This window comes from Thauera sedimentorum (assembly GCF_014489115.1).
Classification (GTDB): Bacteria; Pseudomonadota; Gammaproteobacteria; order Burkholderiales; family Rhodocyclaceae; genus Pseudothauera; species Pseudothauera sedimentorum.
Map to the genome: position 1 here is coordinate 1,893,180 of NZ_JACTAH010000001.1, position 14,627 is coordinate 1,907,806.

Consider the following 14,627-nt stretch of genomic DNA (forward strand, 5'->3'; position numbering starts at 1 on the left):
CGCAAGCATCGCCGTAGGAGCGGCCTTGGCCGCGATGCGGCGGTTTTGCGGCCAATGAACCGCCGCATCGCGGCCAGGGCCGCTCCTACACACCAGCCCCGTCCCCGACCTAGCCCGCCGCCTCCAGCAGCACCCGCACCCGCAGGCCCGGCGCCACGTGGATGCCGCTGCCGGTCTGCTTGGCGACCTTCTTCGCGGCTGCCGCAGCCGAAGCGACCTCTTCGGGCGTCTGGAACTGCCCGCCGGTCACATGCACCACGCCCGCCGCCACCGTGGTCAGCGGGAAGAGCACCTTGAAGCCGCGCCTGTCCTCGCTCTCGAAGCCGTTGCGCGCCAGCTCCTCGGCATCGAACAGGTCGCGCGCCCGGCGGTTGAAGGCTTGCACCGTGCGCTCACAGCGCAGCCGCCAGTCCTCGCTCTGGAACAGCACCACGAAGTCGTCGCCGCCCACGTGGCCGACGAAGTCCTGCGCCGGATCGGCGTGCGTGCCGATCACCTGGGCGGCCAGCTTGATCATCTCGTCGCCGCGCCAGTAGCCGTAGAGATCGTTGTAGGGCTTGAAGTTGTTCAGGTCGAAGTAGCAGGCGGCGAACTCCGCCCCGGCGTCGAGCAGGCGGCGGATGTGCTCGGTGATCGGGATGTTGCCCGGCAGGAAGGTCAGCGGATTGGCGTGGCGGGCCGCCTCGATGCGCCGCTCGGTCACCGCGCGCACCAGGCTCTCGCCGGTGGCCAGCCCGGCGTAGCGCCCGTCCTCGGTGATGATGAAGCCTTCGTGCAGGTAGCGCTGGTCGTCGCCGGTCAGCACCGAGGTCAGCGAATCGATCGGCGCGCTCGCCTCCACCCGCAGCGGGGTGGCGTTCATGAACAGCGTGCACGGCCGCCGTCCGTAAAGTTCGCGCGAGTAGCGCTGGGCGAACTTGTCCACGAAATTGCGCCGGTTCACCAGGCCGATCGGGTAGTGGTTCTCCACCACCGCCACCGCGTGCAGATCGGGATGGCGGGTGAACAACTCCATCAGGGCGCTGTTGCTGTCCGCCGCGGCAATGGTCGGCGCGGCCAGCTTGAGCCGTCCGATGGTTTCCGCCATGTCGGGGCGCGGCGCGGAGTTGGGCAGCACCGCGATCTTGGACGATGCCAGCACCGCGCGCGCCGGCTCGGCCACCACCGACTCGGGGCGCGACACCGGCCGGCCGAAGAGATACCCCTGGCCGTAGTGGCAGCCGAGGTCGCGCAACACCCCCAGCTCCTCGGCCTCCTCCACGCCCTCGGCCACCAGCGGGGTGCCGAAGGCGGCGGCCAGCGCCAGCATGGCGCGCAGCACTTCCACCTTGCGGCTGTCGCGGTGGATGCCGCGCACGAAGAACTTGTCCACCTTGACGATCTGCGGCTTCAGCTGCGCCCACAGGCGCAGGCTGGAACGCCCGTCGCCGAAGTCGTCCAGCGCCAGCCCCACGCCCTGGCTGGCGAGCGCGGCGAAGGTGGCCTGCAGCGCGTCGACGTCCTCCACGCGCTCGTGTTCGGTGAGCTCCAGCATCAGCCGCGCGGGCGACAGGCCGGCGTCCACCGCGCAGCGCAGCAGCGCGCCGCCACGTTCGCGGCCGAAGGCGCTGATCGCCGGCGCACTCAGATTGAGGAACAGCTTGCCCGGCAGATGCAGGGCGGCAAAGGCCTGCATCGCGCCCAGGCAGGCGGCCACTTCGAGTTCCATGGCCAGGCCGCAGTGCTTGGCCACGCGCAGCAGCTCGTCCGGCGACTCCAGTGCCGTGCCGGCCGGCCCGCGCATCAGCGCCTCGTAGCCCAGAATGGTCGCCTGGCCGATATCGACGATAGGCTGAAACACGAAGCGCAGGCCCTGCCCCTCGAGGACCTGCCTCAACTCTGCGGCCAGCCTCGCGTTGTACAGCATGATCACCCCGGTCGTATTGAGCGCGCCGAGTGTGCCCGTCGAAGGTTAAGCTTCGATGACCGCCGGCCCGCGCGCCAGGCCTTACAATCCGGATTCACTTTCCAGGCCCCACCGTCATGTTCCTGCCCGCCCAGCCCATCTACCCGGTAGCCGGCATCCGCGAGATCGAAGCGCGGGTCATGCCCGGTGCCAAACCTTCTCTGATGGAGCGCGCCGGCCGCGCCGCGGCCGAGGATGCGGTGCGCCTCATCATGGACCGCCCCGGCCCCATCCTGGTGGCCTGCGGCCCCGGCAACAACGGCGGCGACGGCTTCGTGCTGGCGCGCCACTTCCGCCAGGCCGGCCGCGAGGTGGTCGCCGCCTTCGCCGACGACGCCGCACGCCTGCCGGCCGACGCGGCCAAGGCGCTGGCGGACTTCCGCGCCGGCGGCGGCGAACCGGTCGCAGAGCTGCCGCCCGCTCCGGCCGACGGCTGGGCGCTGGTCGTCGACGCGCTGTTCGGCATCGGTCTCAAGCGCCCGGTCGACGGGCGCCACGCCGAGTGGATCGCCACGCTCAACAGCCTGCGGGCGCCGCGCTTCGCGCTGGACATGCCCAGCGGCCTGGACACCGACACCGGCCGCGTGCTCGGCGCGTGCTTCCGCGCCACCCACACCACCACCTTCATCGCTCTCAAGCCCGGCCTGCTGACCCTGGACGGCCCGGACCATGCGGGCGACGTCTCGGTGCAGCGCCTGGACGTGGATGCCGCAGCCTGGCTCAAGCCGCTCGGCCACGCGGTGCGTCCCAGCCTGTTCACCAGCCAGTTGCTTCCCCGCCCGCGCAACTCGCACAAGGGCTGCTACGGCGACGCCGGCATCCTGGGCGGCGCGCCCGGCATGGGCGGCGCCGCCCTGCTGGCGGCCCGCGCCGCGCTGTGGCTGGGTACCGGCCGGGTCTATGCCGGCCTGATCGACCCGCAGGCGCCGACGGTGGACCCGACCCGTCCCGAGTTGATGCTGCGCCCGGCCGACGAACTGCCCGCGCACCTCACCGCGCTGGCGGTCGGCCCCGGCCTGGGCCAGTCCGGGCAGGCCGCGGCCGCCCTCGCCCAGGCCATCGCCCGCGAACTTCCGCTGGTGCTCGATGCCGACGCCCTCAACCTGCTGGCCGCCGACCCCGCCCTGCAGCAGGTTCTGGCCGCCCGCAGCGCGCCCACCATCCTCACGCCGCACCCGGCAGAGGCCGGCCGCCTGCTCGGGCGCGACACCGCCGCGGTGCAGGCCGACCGCGTGACCGCCGCGCTGGAGCTGTCGGCGCGCTACCGCGCCCACACCGTACTCAAGGGCTGCGGCAGCGTGGTCGCGTGCACCGACGGCAGCTGGTACATCAACGGCACCGGCCACGCGGGCATGGCCAGCGCCGGCATGGGCGACGTGCTCACCGGCCTGATCGTCGCCCTGCTCGCCCAGGGCTGGACGGCCGAACAGGCGCTGGTCGCCGCGGTACACCTGCACGGCGCCGCGGGCGACCGCCTGGCGCGCGAAGGCATCGGCCCGATCGGCCTGAGCGCCAGCGAAGTCATCGATGCGGCGCGCGGCGTCTACAACGGCTGGATGATAGAAGCCAACCGCGACGGCGGCTGACCCGCCGCTGCAGCGGAAATCCTTCCGGCGCACCGTGCACCGGCCGGATTACAATCGCGCCACCGCCCCACTTCACACCGCCATGCAAAAAGTCCCCATCGACCGCCTCCAGCCCGGCGTCTTCATCTCGCTGTCGTCCATCGGCTGGATGCGCCATCCGTTCATGCTGAACGAATTCCGCATCTCCAGCGAGAAGCAGATCCACGCACTGCGCGAGATGGGCCTGGCGGAAGTGGTCTGGGACCCGGCGCGCAGCGCGGCCCAGCCCTTGCCGGAGAGCGCCGTCGCCGGGAACGCGGGCGAGGAGGACTTCGGCAGCGCTGCGCTGGCCGGCATGCTGGACGAAAAGCGCCTGCGCCTGGACGGCCTGCGCCGCCAGCGCGAGGGCCTGGCGCGCCGCGAGCGCCAGTACGAGCAGGACGCCGCCGCGGCCGGCGACATCCTCAAGGGTTTCCCGGCCCGCGCCCCGGAGGCCCATGCCCGCGGCAAGCAGCTGGCCGGCCAGGTGGTCGACAGCCTGATCGGCGCCGAGAGCATGGTGATCCACCTGGTGAACCAGAAGAGCAAGGAAGGCGGCACGGCCTTCCACGCCCTCAACGTCATGGTGCTGTCGCTGCTGCTCGGCCGCGCCCTGAAACTGCCGGAGGAAGAGATGCGCCAGCTCGGCGTGGGCGCCCTGCTGCACGACGTGGGCAAGGCGGAGATCCCGCCGCGCATCCTGCGCGCCACCACCCGCACCCCACCGGAAGAGGAGTTCTACCGCGCCCACATCGGCTACGGCATCAAGGCGGTGGCCGGCGCACGCGGCATGCAGGTGGCCGAGCGCAACATCATCGCCTGCCATCACGAACGCTGGGACGGCAGCGGCTTTCCCAACAAACTTGTCGGTGAGAAGATCCCGCGCCTGGCGCGCATCACGGCAATCGCCAACCGCTACGACAACCTGTGCAATCCCTTCGAGCTGCAGCACGCCAAGACCCCGGCCGAAGCGCTGCGCCAGCTGTTCAAGGTCGAAGGCGCCCACTTCGACCCCACGATGCTGCAGGCCTTCGTCAAGACGCTGGGAGTGTATCCGCCGGGCTCCTTCGTGCACCTGTCCAACGGCGCGTTCGGCCTGGTGGTGGAGACCAATCCGGCCGCCCTGCTCAACCCGCTGGTCATGCTCTACGACCGCGACATTCCGCGCAACGAGGCCATGCTGCTGGACCTGCGCGATGTGGACCTGAAGGTCGAGTCGGTGGCCAATCCGGCCAAGCTGCCGGTGGAAGTGGTGGAGTACCTCGCCCCGCGCGGCCGCCTGGACTACTACGTCGAGGGCGCGGCCGGCTGAGCCGGACGCCCCCTCCGTATCCCCGCCGCCGATGTCCGCCCCCTCTCCGGCCGTGCTGCGCGCCATCCTCCTGCTGATGGGCGCGCTGGTGCTGTTCGTGCTGCTCGACGCCACCGCCAAGCACCTGGGCCGGACCTATCCGGTGCCCATGCTGGTGTGGGCCCGCTACGCGGTCCATTTCGCGCTGATGGTGGTCCTGCTCGGCCCGTCCATGCGCGGCCGCCTGGTCTCCACCGGCCGGCCTGGCCGCCAGGTGGTGCGCGCGCTGTGCCTGCTGGCGGTCACCTTCTTCAGCATGGCCGCGCTGTCGCGCATGCCGCTTGCCGAGACCACCGCCATCCTGTTCGCCGCGCCGCTGATCGTCACCCTGCTCGCCCGCCCGGTGCTGGGCGAGCAGATCGGCGCGGTGCGCTGGGCGGCGGTGCTCACCGGCTTTGCCGGCGTGCTGCTGATCGCCCGCCCGGGCAGCGGGCTGGTGGTCGAGGGAGTGCTGCTCGCGCTCGCGGGCGCGGTGAGCTACGCCATCTACCAGATCCTCACCCGCCAGCTCACCGCCACCGAGAATCCGGTGACCATGCTGTTCTACACCGCCCTGGTCGGCACCGGAGCGATGACGCTGATGCTGCCGTGGGTCTGGGAAGGCCCGCTGCCGGACCTGAAGGATGCGCTGCTGATCGCCTCACTGGGGGTGTATGGCGGCACCGGACACTTCCTGCTGATCCGCGCCTTCCGCGACGCGCCGGCCTCGACCCTGTCGCCCATCCTCTATGTGCAGCTGGTGTGGGCCACCTTGCTGGGCTGGGTGATCTTCGGCCATTTCCCGGATGGCCTCGCACTCGCCGGCATCCTCACCATCGGCGCCGCCGGCGCGATGATCGCGCTGCACAGCCGCAGCGGCGCACGCAAGAAAGTCTAGGTCGGAGCGGCCTTCATCCATCCAAAGCCGTATCGCGGCCAAGGCCGCTCCTACACGGGGCTCACCCTGTGCGGGAAGGCTAGCGCGGCAGCCTCACCACCCCGGTCGCCAGGCCGGTACCGAGCAGGATGATGCCGCTGCCGACGAGCATCAGCAGGGTGACCTGCTCGTCGATGAACAGGGCGCCCCACAACATGCCGAACACCGGGATCAGCAGGGTCACGGTCACCGCACGCTGCGGGCCGACGCGGGCCATGAGGCGGAAGAACAGTACGAAGGCGAGCCCGGTGCACAGCACCGCCAGCAGGATGCCGGCCATCCACGAACCGGACGAAGGCGGCTGCTCGGGCCAGTAGGCCAGGGCCAGCGGGGCGAGCAGCAGCGCGGCATAGAACTGGCTGCCGGTGGCGGTCACCATAGGCGCCGCGCCGGTGAGGTAGCGCTTGGTGATCGACGCGGAGATGCCGTAGCTCAGGGTCGCCCCCAGGCAGGCCGCAACCGCCAGTCCGGCGCCCTCGCCGCCGAAGGCGAGCTTGTCCCACACCAGGATCACCACCCCCGCCACCCCGGCGCACAGGCCCAGCGTCGCCCCTGCGCTCAAGCGGTCGCGCAGCCACAGCCAGGCGACCAGCGCGGTAAACAGCGGCGTGGTGGCATTGACCACCGCGGCGAAGCCGGCGGTCACCGTCAGGGTGGCGTAGGCATAGAGCACGAAGGGCAGCGCGGAACTGGTCAGCCCCAGCACCAGCAGCACCGGCCCGCGCCGCCACAGCTGCGCGAGCCCGCCGGACACCGCCAGCACCGGCAGCAGCACCAGGGCGGCCAGCCCCACGCGCAGCTCGATCAGCGCGAAGGGGCCGAACTCGGGCACCGCGATGCGGGTGAACAGAAAGGAGCCGCCCCACAGGGCGGCCAGAAGGAACAGCTCGAAGAGATCGCGCGGTTTCAAGATTCGCAGTCCGATGAGGTGCGGCGGTAAGGACGCCGCCGGCACTGCACGACCGATGGTAATCGGGCGCAGCGCACACGGCACGGCACAATAGCAGAACGTGCGCGAACACTGGCCCGGTCGCTCCGCCATGACAATGGCCCGTCCGCCCACGGCGGGCAAGCCAGCGCACGCCTGCCGTGCGGCAACCGCGTTAGAATCGGGCGACCACAGCGCAGGCAGACAAAGACATGATCCTCACCGAACAGCTCCGCATCGAAATCCAGCGCACCGTCGCCGCCTCGCTCGCCGAGGACGTCGGCACCGGCGACCTCACCGCCCGGCTGATCCCCGCCGGCACCCTGGCCCACGGGCGGGTGATCTCGCGCGAGGACGCGGTGATCTGCGGCACCGCCTGGTTCGATGCCACCTTCGCCGCGCTCAGCCCGACCGCCAACGTGCTGTGGCATGTGCGCGACGGCGAGCCGGTGGAAGCCGGTCAGCCGCTGTGCGACGTCGATGCCGACGCCCGCACCCTGCTCACCGCCGAGCGCACCGCGCTGAACTTCCTGCAACTGCTCTCCGGCACCGCCACCGTGACCCGCCGCTTCGTCGACGCCGTGGCCGGCACCCAGGCGAAGATCGTCGACACCCGCAAGACCCTCCCGGGCCTGCGCCTGGCGCAGAAGTACGCGGTCGCGGTGGGCGGCGGCACCAACCACCGCATCGGCCTGTACGACGGCATCCTGGTCAAGGAGAACCACATCATCGCCGCCGGCGGCATCCGCCAGGTAGTCGAGCAGGCGCGCGCGATCGCGCCGTCCAACGTGTTCATCGAGGTCGAGGTCGAGAACCTCGACCAGCTGCGCGAGGCGCTGGACGCCGGCGTGACCATGATCCTGCTCGACAACATGGGCCTGGAGGAGATGCGCGAGGCGGTGGGCATCACCGCCGGACGGGCCGAGCTGGAAGCGTCCGGCGGGGTCAACCTGGAGCGCGTGCGGGCGATCGCCGAGACCGGCGTGGACCGTATCTCCATCGGCAGCCTGACCAAGGACGTGCGCGCGCTGGATCTCTCCCTGCGCCACATCGAGGAATGATCCGCCGGGGCGGCGGTCGGCCACGATGAACGAGGAGCTCGCCGCCGCCCTCAAGCGCTGGCCGAACGTGCCGGCCTGCTACGGCTGGCTGTCTCTCGACCGGCGCGGCCACTGGCGGCTGCAGGGCAAGCGCATCGAGCACGCCGGGCTGATCGCTTTCCTCAACGCCCACTACCACGCGGACGAGGCCGGCAACTGGCTGGTGGATAACGGCCCACAACGGGTCTTTGTACGGCTGGACTACCTGCCCTGGGTGGTCCGCCTGCAGCCGGACGGCAGCCTCGCCACCCACACCGGCCAGACTACCGCCGCGCGAGGCGCGGTGCTGGTCGACGAGGACGGCTGCATCGTGCTCGATACCGCGGCCGGCCCTGCGTTGCTGCACGACCTGGATTTGCCGGATTTTCTCGCCGCGCTACGGGACGGCAGCGATCAGCCGGTTGCGGAAGACGAGCTGCTGGCACTGATCAAGGGAGACGGCAGCCGCACTATCCTGTGGCACGGCCAGGCACTGCAGCCGGTGCGCAGCGCCGAACTGCCGGCACGCTTCGGCTTTCAGCCCGACCCGTCGCCCTGATCCGGCCCGGCCGTCGTCCGGCCGGCCTCGAAGCGCCGCAGCGCGTTGCGGTAGCCGCGCGTGGCGAACACCGCCACCGCGAGCAGGATCAGCACGAACACCGTCAGTTTGAACGCCACCCCTTCACTCCCCCGTGCCCTTCGCTGTTGCGTGCAGAAGCGGCCTTGGCCGCGATGCCGCGCGCCGAAGAACCGACGCCGCAATCGCGGGCAAGCCCGCTCCTACCCAAGGCATGCCTGCCCCGCCCGCTCGGCCTCCGGCGCCGCCGCTATTGCCGACAGCCTGTTACCTGCTGTAGGAGCGGCCTTGGCCGCGATGCCACGCGCCGGAGAACGGACGCCGCAATCGCGGGCAAGCCCGCTCCTACCAAAGGCATGCCTGCCCCACCCGCTCGGCCTCCAGCGCCGCCGCTATTGCCGACTGCCTGTTACCTGCTGTAGGAGCGGCCTTGGCCGCGATGCCGCACGCCGGAGAACCGGCGCCGCAATCGCGGGCAAGCCCGCTCCTACCGGTGGCAAGCCTAGCCTACCCGTTCGACGATGAAGCGTTTGACCGCCTCGACGTCCGGCGCCATTACCTCGACGCGCTGCGGCAGGCGCTCGATGCCTTCGAGATCCGCGGGGCGCTCGGGCTCGCGGCCCAGGGCCTCGCGGATGGTCTCGGCGAACTTCACCGGCAGCGCGGTTTCCAGCACCAGCAGCGGCACGCCGGCCGGCAGCTCGGCGGCGCGCTCCCAGGCCACCTTCACACCGTCGGCGGTGTGGGTGTCGATCATCACGCCGTACTGCTCGAACACCTTGCGGATGGTGGCCAGGCGGTCGGCATGGCTGCTCGCCCCGGAGACGAAGCCGAAGTCGCCGATACGGGCGAAGTCGGCGGATGCGGACAGGTCGAAGGCGCGCCCGGCATCCACCTCGGCCCACAGCGCGGCAACCTTCTGCGGGTCGCGGCCGACCAAGTCGAAGACGAAGCGCTCGAAGTTCGACGCCTTGGAGATGTCCATCGACGGGCTGGAGGTGACATGCGTCTCAGCGGTCTTGCGCGGGCGGTACACGCCGCTGCGGAAGAACTCGTCGAGCACGTCGTTCTCGTTGGTGGCGAGGATCAGCTTGGCCACCGGCAGGCCCATCATGCGCGCGATGTGGCCGGCGCAGATGTTGCCGAAGTTGCCCGAGGGCACGCAGAAGGCCACCTGCTGGTCGTTGGATTCGGTGGCGCCGAAGTAGCCCTTGAAGTAATACACGATCTGCGCCGCGACCCGCGCCCAGTTGATCGAATTGACCGCGCCGATCTTGTGCTGCGCCTTGAAGGCGGCGTCGTTGGACACTGCCTTCACGATGTCCTGGGCGTCGTCGAACATGCCGGTGACGGCGATGTTGTAGATGTTGTCGTCCTGCAGGGAATACATCTGCGCGCGCTGGAAGGCGCTCATCTTGCCGTGCGGCGAGAGCATGAAGACGCGCACGCCGTGCTTGCCGCGCATCGCGTATTCGGCTGCCGAGCCGGTGTCGCCCGAGGTCGCGCCGAGGATGTTGATGCTCTGCCCGCGCTTGTCCAGCACGTACTCGAACAGGTTGCCGAGCAGCTGCATGGCCATGTCCTTGAAGGCCAGCGTGGGACCGTTGGACAGTTCCAGCAGACCCAGCTTGCGGTCTTCCAGCCAATGCACCGGGGTGATCTCGGCGGTGTCGTCGCCGGGGCGTGCGTGGCAGTACACCGCGGCGGTGTAGGTCTTGTCGCAGATGGCTTTGAGATCCGCCGGCGGGATGTCGGTGATGAACTTCGATAGGATCTCGAAGGCCAGCTCGGCGTAGGAGAGCTGGCGCCAGGCGTCCAGCTCGGCGCGGCTGACCTGCGGGTAGGTTTCCGGCAGGTAGAGGCCGCCGTCCGGCGCGAGGCCGCCGAGCAGGATGTCGCAGAATTCGGGCCGGCCGGCGTGGCCGCGGGTGGAGAGATATTTCACGACGGAGTCCTTGGTCTTCGTGAGGCGGGCGGCGCGCTTACTCGCGCGCCCGTGAGTCGATCATCAGGGTTACCGGGCCATCGTTTTCCAGATGGACCCGCATGTGGGCGCCGAACACCCCGGTCGGCACCGCGCGGCCAAAGGCCTGCGACAGGCGGGCGACGAAACCGTCGAACAGCGGCCCGGCCAGCTCGGGTGGCGCGGCGCGGCTCCACGACGGGCGGTTGCCCTTGCGGGTGGAGGCGAACAGGGTGAACTGGCTGACTGCCAGCAGCTCGCCACCGACCTCCTGCACGCAGCGGTTCATCACCCCGGCCTCATCGTCGAACAGGCGCAGGCGCAGCAGCTTGCCCACCATCCAGTCCTGGTCCGCGGCATCCTCGGGCGCATCCGCGCCTTCGAAGCCGGTCAGCAACAGCAGGCCGGGGCCGATGGCGCCGGTGACGCGCCCATCGACCTCGACCCGCGCGGCGCGCACGCGCTGCACCAGCACCCGCACGCCCTGCCCCGCTTACTGCAGGTTTTCCAGGCGCAGGCGGGTGACCTTGCCGCACACCACCGGCAGCGCCTCGATCTTGGCGATCGCGGCGTTGGCGTTCTTCTCCACCGTCTGGTGGGTCAGCATGATGATGTCGGTCTGCGACTCGCCCTCGGCCGGCTCCTTCTGGATCATGGCGTCGATGGAGATGTCGCTGTCGGCCAGGATGCGGGTGATGTCGGCCAGCACGCCCGGCTTGTCCTCGACGCGCATGCGCAGGTAGTAGGAGGTGAGCACTTCCTCGATCGGCAGCACGGCGATGTCCTGCACCTGATCCGGCTGGAAGGCCAGATGCGGCACGCGGTGCTCGGGGTCGGCAGTGTGCAGGCGGGTGATATCCACCAGGTCGGCGATCACCGCGGAAGCGGTGGGTTCGGCACCCGCGCCCTTGCCGTAGTACAGCGTGGCGCCGACCGCGTCGGCCTGCACCAGCACCGCGTTCATCGCGCCTTCGACGTTGGCGATGAGGCGCTTTTCCGGGATCAGCGTGGGATGCACGCGCAGTTCCACGCCGTTGTCGCGCTTCCTGGCGATGCCCAGCAGCTTGATGCGGTAGCCCAGCTGTTCGGCGTAGTTGATGTCGGCCGACTCCAGCTTGGTAATGCCCTCGACGTAGGCCTTGTCGAACTGCATCGGGATGCCGAAGGCGATCGCGCTCATGATGGTGGCCTTGTGCGCGGCGTCCACGCCCTCGATGTCGAAGGTCGGGTCGGCCTCGGCGTAGCCCAGCGCCTGCGCTTCCTTGAGCACCTCGGCGAAGGGCAGGCCCTTGTCGCGCATCTCGGACAGGATGAAGTTGGTGGTGCCGTTGATGATGCCGGCCAGCCACTGGATGCGGTTGGCGGTGAGGCCTTCGCGCAGCGCCTTGATGATGGGGATACCGCCGGCCACTGCGGCCTCGAAGGCCACCATGACGCCCTTCTTCTGCGCCGCGGCGAAGATCTCGTTGCCATGCACCGCGAGCAGTGCCTTGTTGGCGGTGACCACGTGCTTGCCGTTCTCGATGGCCTTCAGCACCAGTTCCTTGGCCACGCCGTAGCCGCCGATGAGTTCGACGACGATGTCGATCTCGGGGTCACTCACCACCGCAAAGGCGTCGTCGGTCAGCTTGACGCCGCCACCGGTCACACCGCGGGCATGCTCGAGGTTCTTGTCGGCCACCGCGGTAATGCGGATCGGCCGCCCGGCGCGCCGGGTGATTTCCTCTTCGTTACGTTTCAGAACGTTGAAGGTGCCGCCGCCGACGGTACCGATGCCCAGCAGGCCTACGTTGATCGGTTTCATGCAGTGTGTTTCCGTGTCGTCGTTGAATGGTTGGTGTGTTGTGCGCAGCCCAAGGGCTCAGTCGGTGCCGTGGCGCTTGCGGTAGTGCTCCAGGAAGCGGGCGATGCGGCCGATGGCGTCGCGCAGGTCGTCCTCGTGCGGCAGGAAGACCAGGCGGAAGTGATCGGGATGCGGCCAGTTGAAGCCGGAGCCCTGCACCAGCAGCACGCGCTCTTCTTCCAGCAGTTCGGCGATGAAGGCCTGGTCGTCCTCGATCGGATACACCTTGGGGTCCAGGCGCGGGAACATGTACAGCGTGGCCTTGGGCTTGACGCAGCTCACCCCGGGGATGGCGTTGATCAGCTCGTAGGCCAGGTCGCGCTGGCGGCGCATGCGCCCGCCTTCGGCCACCAGGTCGTCGATGCTCTGGTAGCCGCCCAGCGCGGTCTGGATGGCGTACTGGCCGGGCACGTTGGCGCACAGGCGCATCGAGGCCAGCATGTTGAGGCCTTCGATGTAGTCGGTGGCGCGGCGCTTGTCGCCGCACACCACCATCCAGCCGGCACGGTAGCCGCAGGAGCGGTAGTTCTTGGACAGGCCGTTGAAGACGATGGTGAGCACGTCCTCGGACAGCGCGGCCAGCGAGGTGTGGGTGACGCCCTCGTACAGCACCTTGTCGTACACCTCGTCGGCGTAGAGAATCAGGTCGTGCTCGCGGGCGAGCTGGATGATCTCCCTCAGCACCTCGTCCGGGTACACCGCCCCGGTCGGGTTGTTGGGGTTGATCACCACGATGGCGCGGGTGTTCGGCGTGATCTTGGCGCGCATGTCGGCGATGTCCGGCAACCAGCCGGCGCCTTCGTCGCACAGGTAGTGCACCGGGCGCCCGCCGGACAGGCTCACCGCGGCGGTCCACAGCGGGTAGTCGGGCGCCGGCACCAGCACCTCGTCGCCGGCGTTGAGCAGTGCGTTCATCGCCATCACGATCAGCTCGGACACCCCGTTGCCGATGTAGATGTCCTCGATGTCCACACCCTTGATGTGCTTCTGCTGGGTGTAGTGCATCACCGCCTTGCGCGCGGAGAAAATGCCCTTGGAGTCCGAATAGCCTGCCGAGTTGGGCAGGTTGCGGATCATGTCCATCTGGATCTCTTCGGGCGCGTCGAAGCCGAAGGCGGCCAGGTTGCCGATGTTCAGCTTGATGATCTTGTGGCCTTCGTCTTCCATCTGCTTGGCGCGGGTGAGCACCGGGCCGCGGATGTCGTAGCACACGTCGTTGAGCTTGGACGACTTGCGGACCGGACGGGCGGCGGCGGCCTCGGCCTTGACCGCCTCGGTGGGTGCCACAGCCAGGTTCAGGGGTTTCGCCGCTTTCATTTCCGTCGTCCTCGTCGTATCGTCCGCAGGTCGCTGCGGACATGCGTCTGCGCCCGGCCCGGGCGCAAAGAGTGCAATATTAGCCCCCCTGCCGCAGCGCGGCAATTTGCCCGGCGCGGCATGCCGGCACATCCGCCCTGCCCGGCCCGGCCGGTTTGTTTTTTCCACAGCAGAACCCCGCCATGAAGCTCTACACCGACCAGCCCGCCAACCTCAACATCGTCACCGGCTACGGCGACGATCACGTCCTGATCAACAAGCAGCGCCACGACGGCAACCTGCTGGTCACCCCGGACGAGATCCGCCCCGGCTGGGCGCCCGGCGGCTTCGCCGGCCTCACCGCCGACGACTTTGCTGCAGTGCGGGAGCTGCAGGTGCAGGTGGTCATCATCGGCACCGGCGCGCGCCAGCGCTTCCCCGCCCCGGCGCTGCTGCGTCCGCTGATCGAGGCCGGCATCGGTTTCGAGGTCATGGACCTGCCGGCCGCCTGCCGCACCTACAACATCCTCGCCGGCGAAGGCCGCAAGGTGGTCGCCGCGCTGCTGTTCGACCCCGCAAGCTGACGCAGGCGGCGGGCGCCGCGATTGTCAGCGCCCGCCTTCCTCCGCTACGCTGCGGTCATTCGTTCCCCCGCGGAGGCCTCATGAATCTACCTGAGCTCACCCTGCCGGCCACCGGCGGCAATCCGGTTGCGCTGGGCGCCTTGAAAGGCGGCAAGGCCGTCATCTACTTCTACCCCAAGGACAACACCCCCGGCTGCACCAACGAAACCAAGGACTTCGGCGCCCTGCACGCCGAGTTCGCCGCCGCCGGCTGCCAGGTGTTCGGCGTCAGCCGCGACAGCCTGAAATCGCACGAGAACTTCAAGGCCAAGCTGGAACTGCCCTTCGAGCTGCTCTCGGATGCCGACGAGGCGCTGTGCAACGCCCTCGGCGTGATCAAGATGAAGAACATGTACGGCAAGCAGGTGCGCGGCATCGAGCGCTCAACCTTCGTGTTCGCCGCCGACGGCAGCCTCGCGCGCGAGTGGCGCGGCGTGAAGGTGCCCGGCCACGCCGCCGAAGTGCTCGAATTCGTCCGCAGCCTGTAACAACGCCTACCGCC

14 protein-coding genes are annotated in these 14,627 nt (G+C 69.4%); 7 read left to right on the forward strand and 7 right to left on the reverse strand.

Features of this window, described 5'->3' with window-relative positions:
- Positions 1-109: 109 nt before the first annotated feature.
- Positions 110-1,906 (reverse strand): EAL domain-containing protein, encoded by a 1,797-nt coding sequence (locus tag IAI53_RS08605; RefSeq protein WP_187717683.1) that lies wholly within the window; start codon positions 1,904-1,906, stop codon positions 110-112.
- Between the two features lie 116 nt (positions 1,907-2,022).
- On the opposite strand from IAI53_RS08605, the gene IAI53_RS08610 reads away from it, so the two are divergent.
- The 3 genes from IAI53_RS08610 (at position 2,023) to IAI53_RS08620 (ending at position 5,777) form a co-directional block, all read left to right on the forward strand.
- A complete protein-coding gene (locus IAI53_RS08610; protein ID WP_187717684.1) occupies positions 2,023-3,531 on the forward strand; it encodes an NAD(P)H-hydrate dehydratase in 1,509 nt (502 codons plus the stop codon).
- An 82-nt stretch (positions 3,532-3,613) separates the two neighbouring features.
- Complete coding sequence (locus IAI53_RS08615; protein WP_187717685.1) at positions 3,614-4,861, forward strand: HD-GYP domain-containing protein; 1,248 nt, start codon at positions 3,614-3,616, stop codon at positions 4,859-4,861.
- Positions 4,862-4,892: 31 nt separating this feature from the next.
- Positions 4,893-5,777, forward strand: coding sequence for a DMT family transporter (locus tag IAI53_RS08620; protein WP_187717686.1), 885 nt, complete (start codon positions 4,893-4,895; stop codon positions 5,775-5,777).
- Between the two features lie 79 nt (positions 5,778-5,856).
- On the opposite strand, the gene IAI53_RS08625 is transcribed toward IAI53_RS08620, so the two are convergent.
- Positions 5,857-6,726 carry a DMT family transporter gene (locus tag IAI53_RS08625; RefSeq protein ID WP_187717687.1) on the reverse strand — a complete coding sequence of 290 codons (870 nt, stop codon included), beginning with the start codon at positions 6,724-6,726 and terminating at the stop codon, positions 5,857-5,859.
- Positions 6,727-6,956: 230 nt separating this feature from the next.
- Between IAI53_RS08625 and nadC the strand changes: the two genes are divergently transcribed.
- Both nadC and IAI53_RS08635 read left to right on the forward strand, forming a co-directional pair.
- Positions 6,957-7,805: a carboxylating nicotinate-nucleotide diphosphorylase gene (gene nadC, locus IAI53_RS08630; RefSeq protein WP_187717688.1), complete on the forward strand. Its 849-nt coding sequence runs from the start codon at positions 6,957-6,959 to the stop codon at positions 7,803-7,805.
- A 25-nt stretch (positions 7,806-7,830) separates the two neighbouring features.
- Positions 7,831-8,382 carry a DUF2946 family protein gene (locus IAI53_RS08635; protein WP_187717689.1) on the forward strand — a complete coding sequence of 184 codons (552 nt, stop codon included), beginning with the start codon at positions 7,831-7,833 and terminating at the stop codon, positions 8,380-8,382.
- Here the strand turns inward: IAI53_RS08635 and IAI53_RS08640 are convergent.
- The 5 genes from IAI53_RS08640 to IAI53_RS08660 all read right to left on the reverse strand — a co-directional run bounded on the left by IAI53_RS08640 (position 8,361) and on the right by IAI53_RS08660 (position 13,523).
- Positions 8,361-8,501 (reverse strand): hypothetical protein, encoded by a 141-nt coding sequence (locus IAI53_RS08640; RefSeq protein WP_187717690.1) that lies wholly within the window; start codon positions 8,499-8,501, stop codon positions 8,361-8,363. The genes IAI53_RS08635 and IAI53_RS08640 overlap by 22 nt on opposite strands.
- 401 nt (positions 8,502-8,902) lie before the next feature.
- Complete coding sequence (thrC, locus tag IAI53_RS08645) at positions 8,903-10,345, reverse strand: threonine synthase (RefSeq protein WP_187717691.1); 1,443 nt, start codon at positions 10,343-10,345, stop codon at positions 8,903-8,905.
- Between the two features lie 37 nt (positions 10,346-10,382).
- Positions 10,383-10,844 (reverse strand): D-aminoacyl-tRNA deacylase, encoded by a 462-nt coding sequence (dtd, locus tag IAI53_RS08650; RefSeq protein WP_187717692.1) that lies wholly within the window; start codon positions 10,842-10,844, stop codon positions 10,383-10,385.
- Positions 10,845-10,856: 12 nt separating this feature from the next.
- Positions 10,857-12,167, reverse strand: coding sequence for a homoserine dehydrogenase (locus tag IAI53_RS08655; RefSeq protein ID WP_187717693.1), 1,311 nt, complete (start codon positions 12,165-12,167; stop codon positions 10,857-10,859).
- Between the two features lie 57 nt (positions 12,168-12,224).
- Positions 12,225-13,523, reverse strand: coding sequence for a pyridoxal phosphate-dependent aminotransferase (locus IAI53_RS08660; protein WP_225433190.1), 1,299 nt, complete (start codon positions 13,521-13,523; stop codon positions 12,225-12,227).
- A 182-nt stretch (positions 13,524-13,705) separates the two neighbouring features.
- Here IAI53_RS08660 and IAI53_RS08665 point away from each other — a divergent pair, with 182 nt between their 5' ends.
- Both IAI53_RS08665 and IAI53_RS08670 read left to right on the forward strand, forming a co-directional pair.
- Complete coding sequence (locus IAI53_RS08665; protein WP_187717694.1) at positions 13,706-14,086, forward strand: Mth938-like domain-containing protein; 381 nt, start codon at positions 13,706-13,708, stop codon at positions 14,084-14,086.
- Between the two features lie 80 nt (positions 14,087-14,166).
- Positions 14,167-14,613: a peroxiredoxin gene (locus IAI53_RS08670; RefSeq protein WP_187717695.1), complete on the forward strand. Its 447-nt coding sequence runs from the start codon at positions 14,167-14,169 to the stop codon at positions 14,611-14,613.
- Positions 14,614-14,627: the final 14 nt, after the last annotated feature.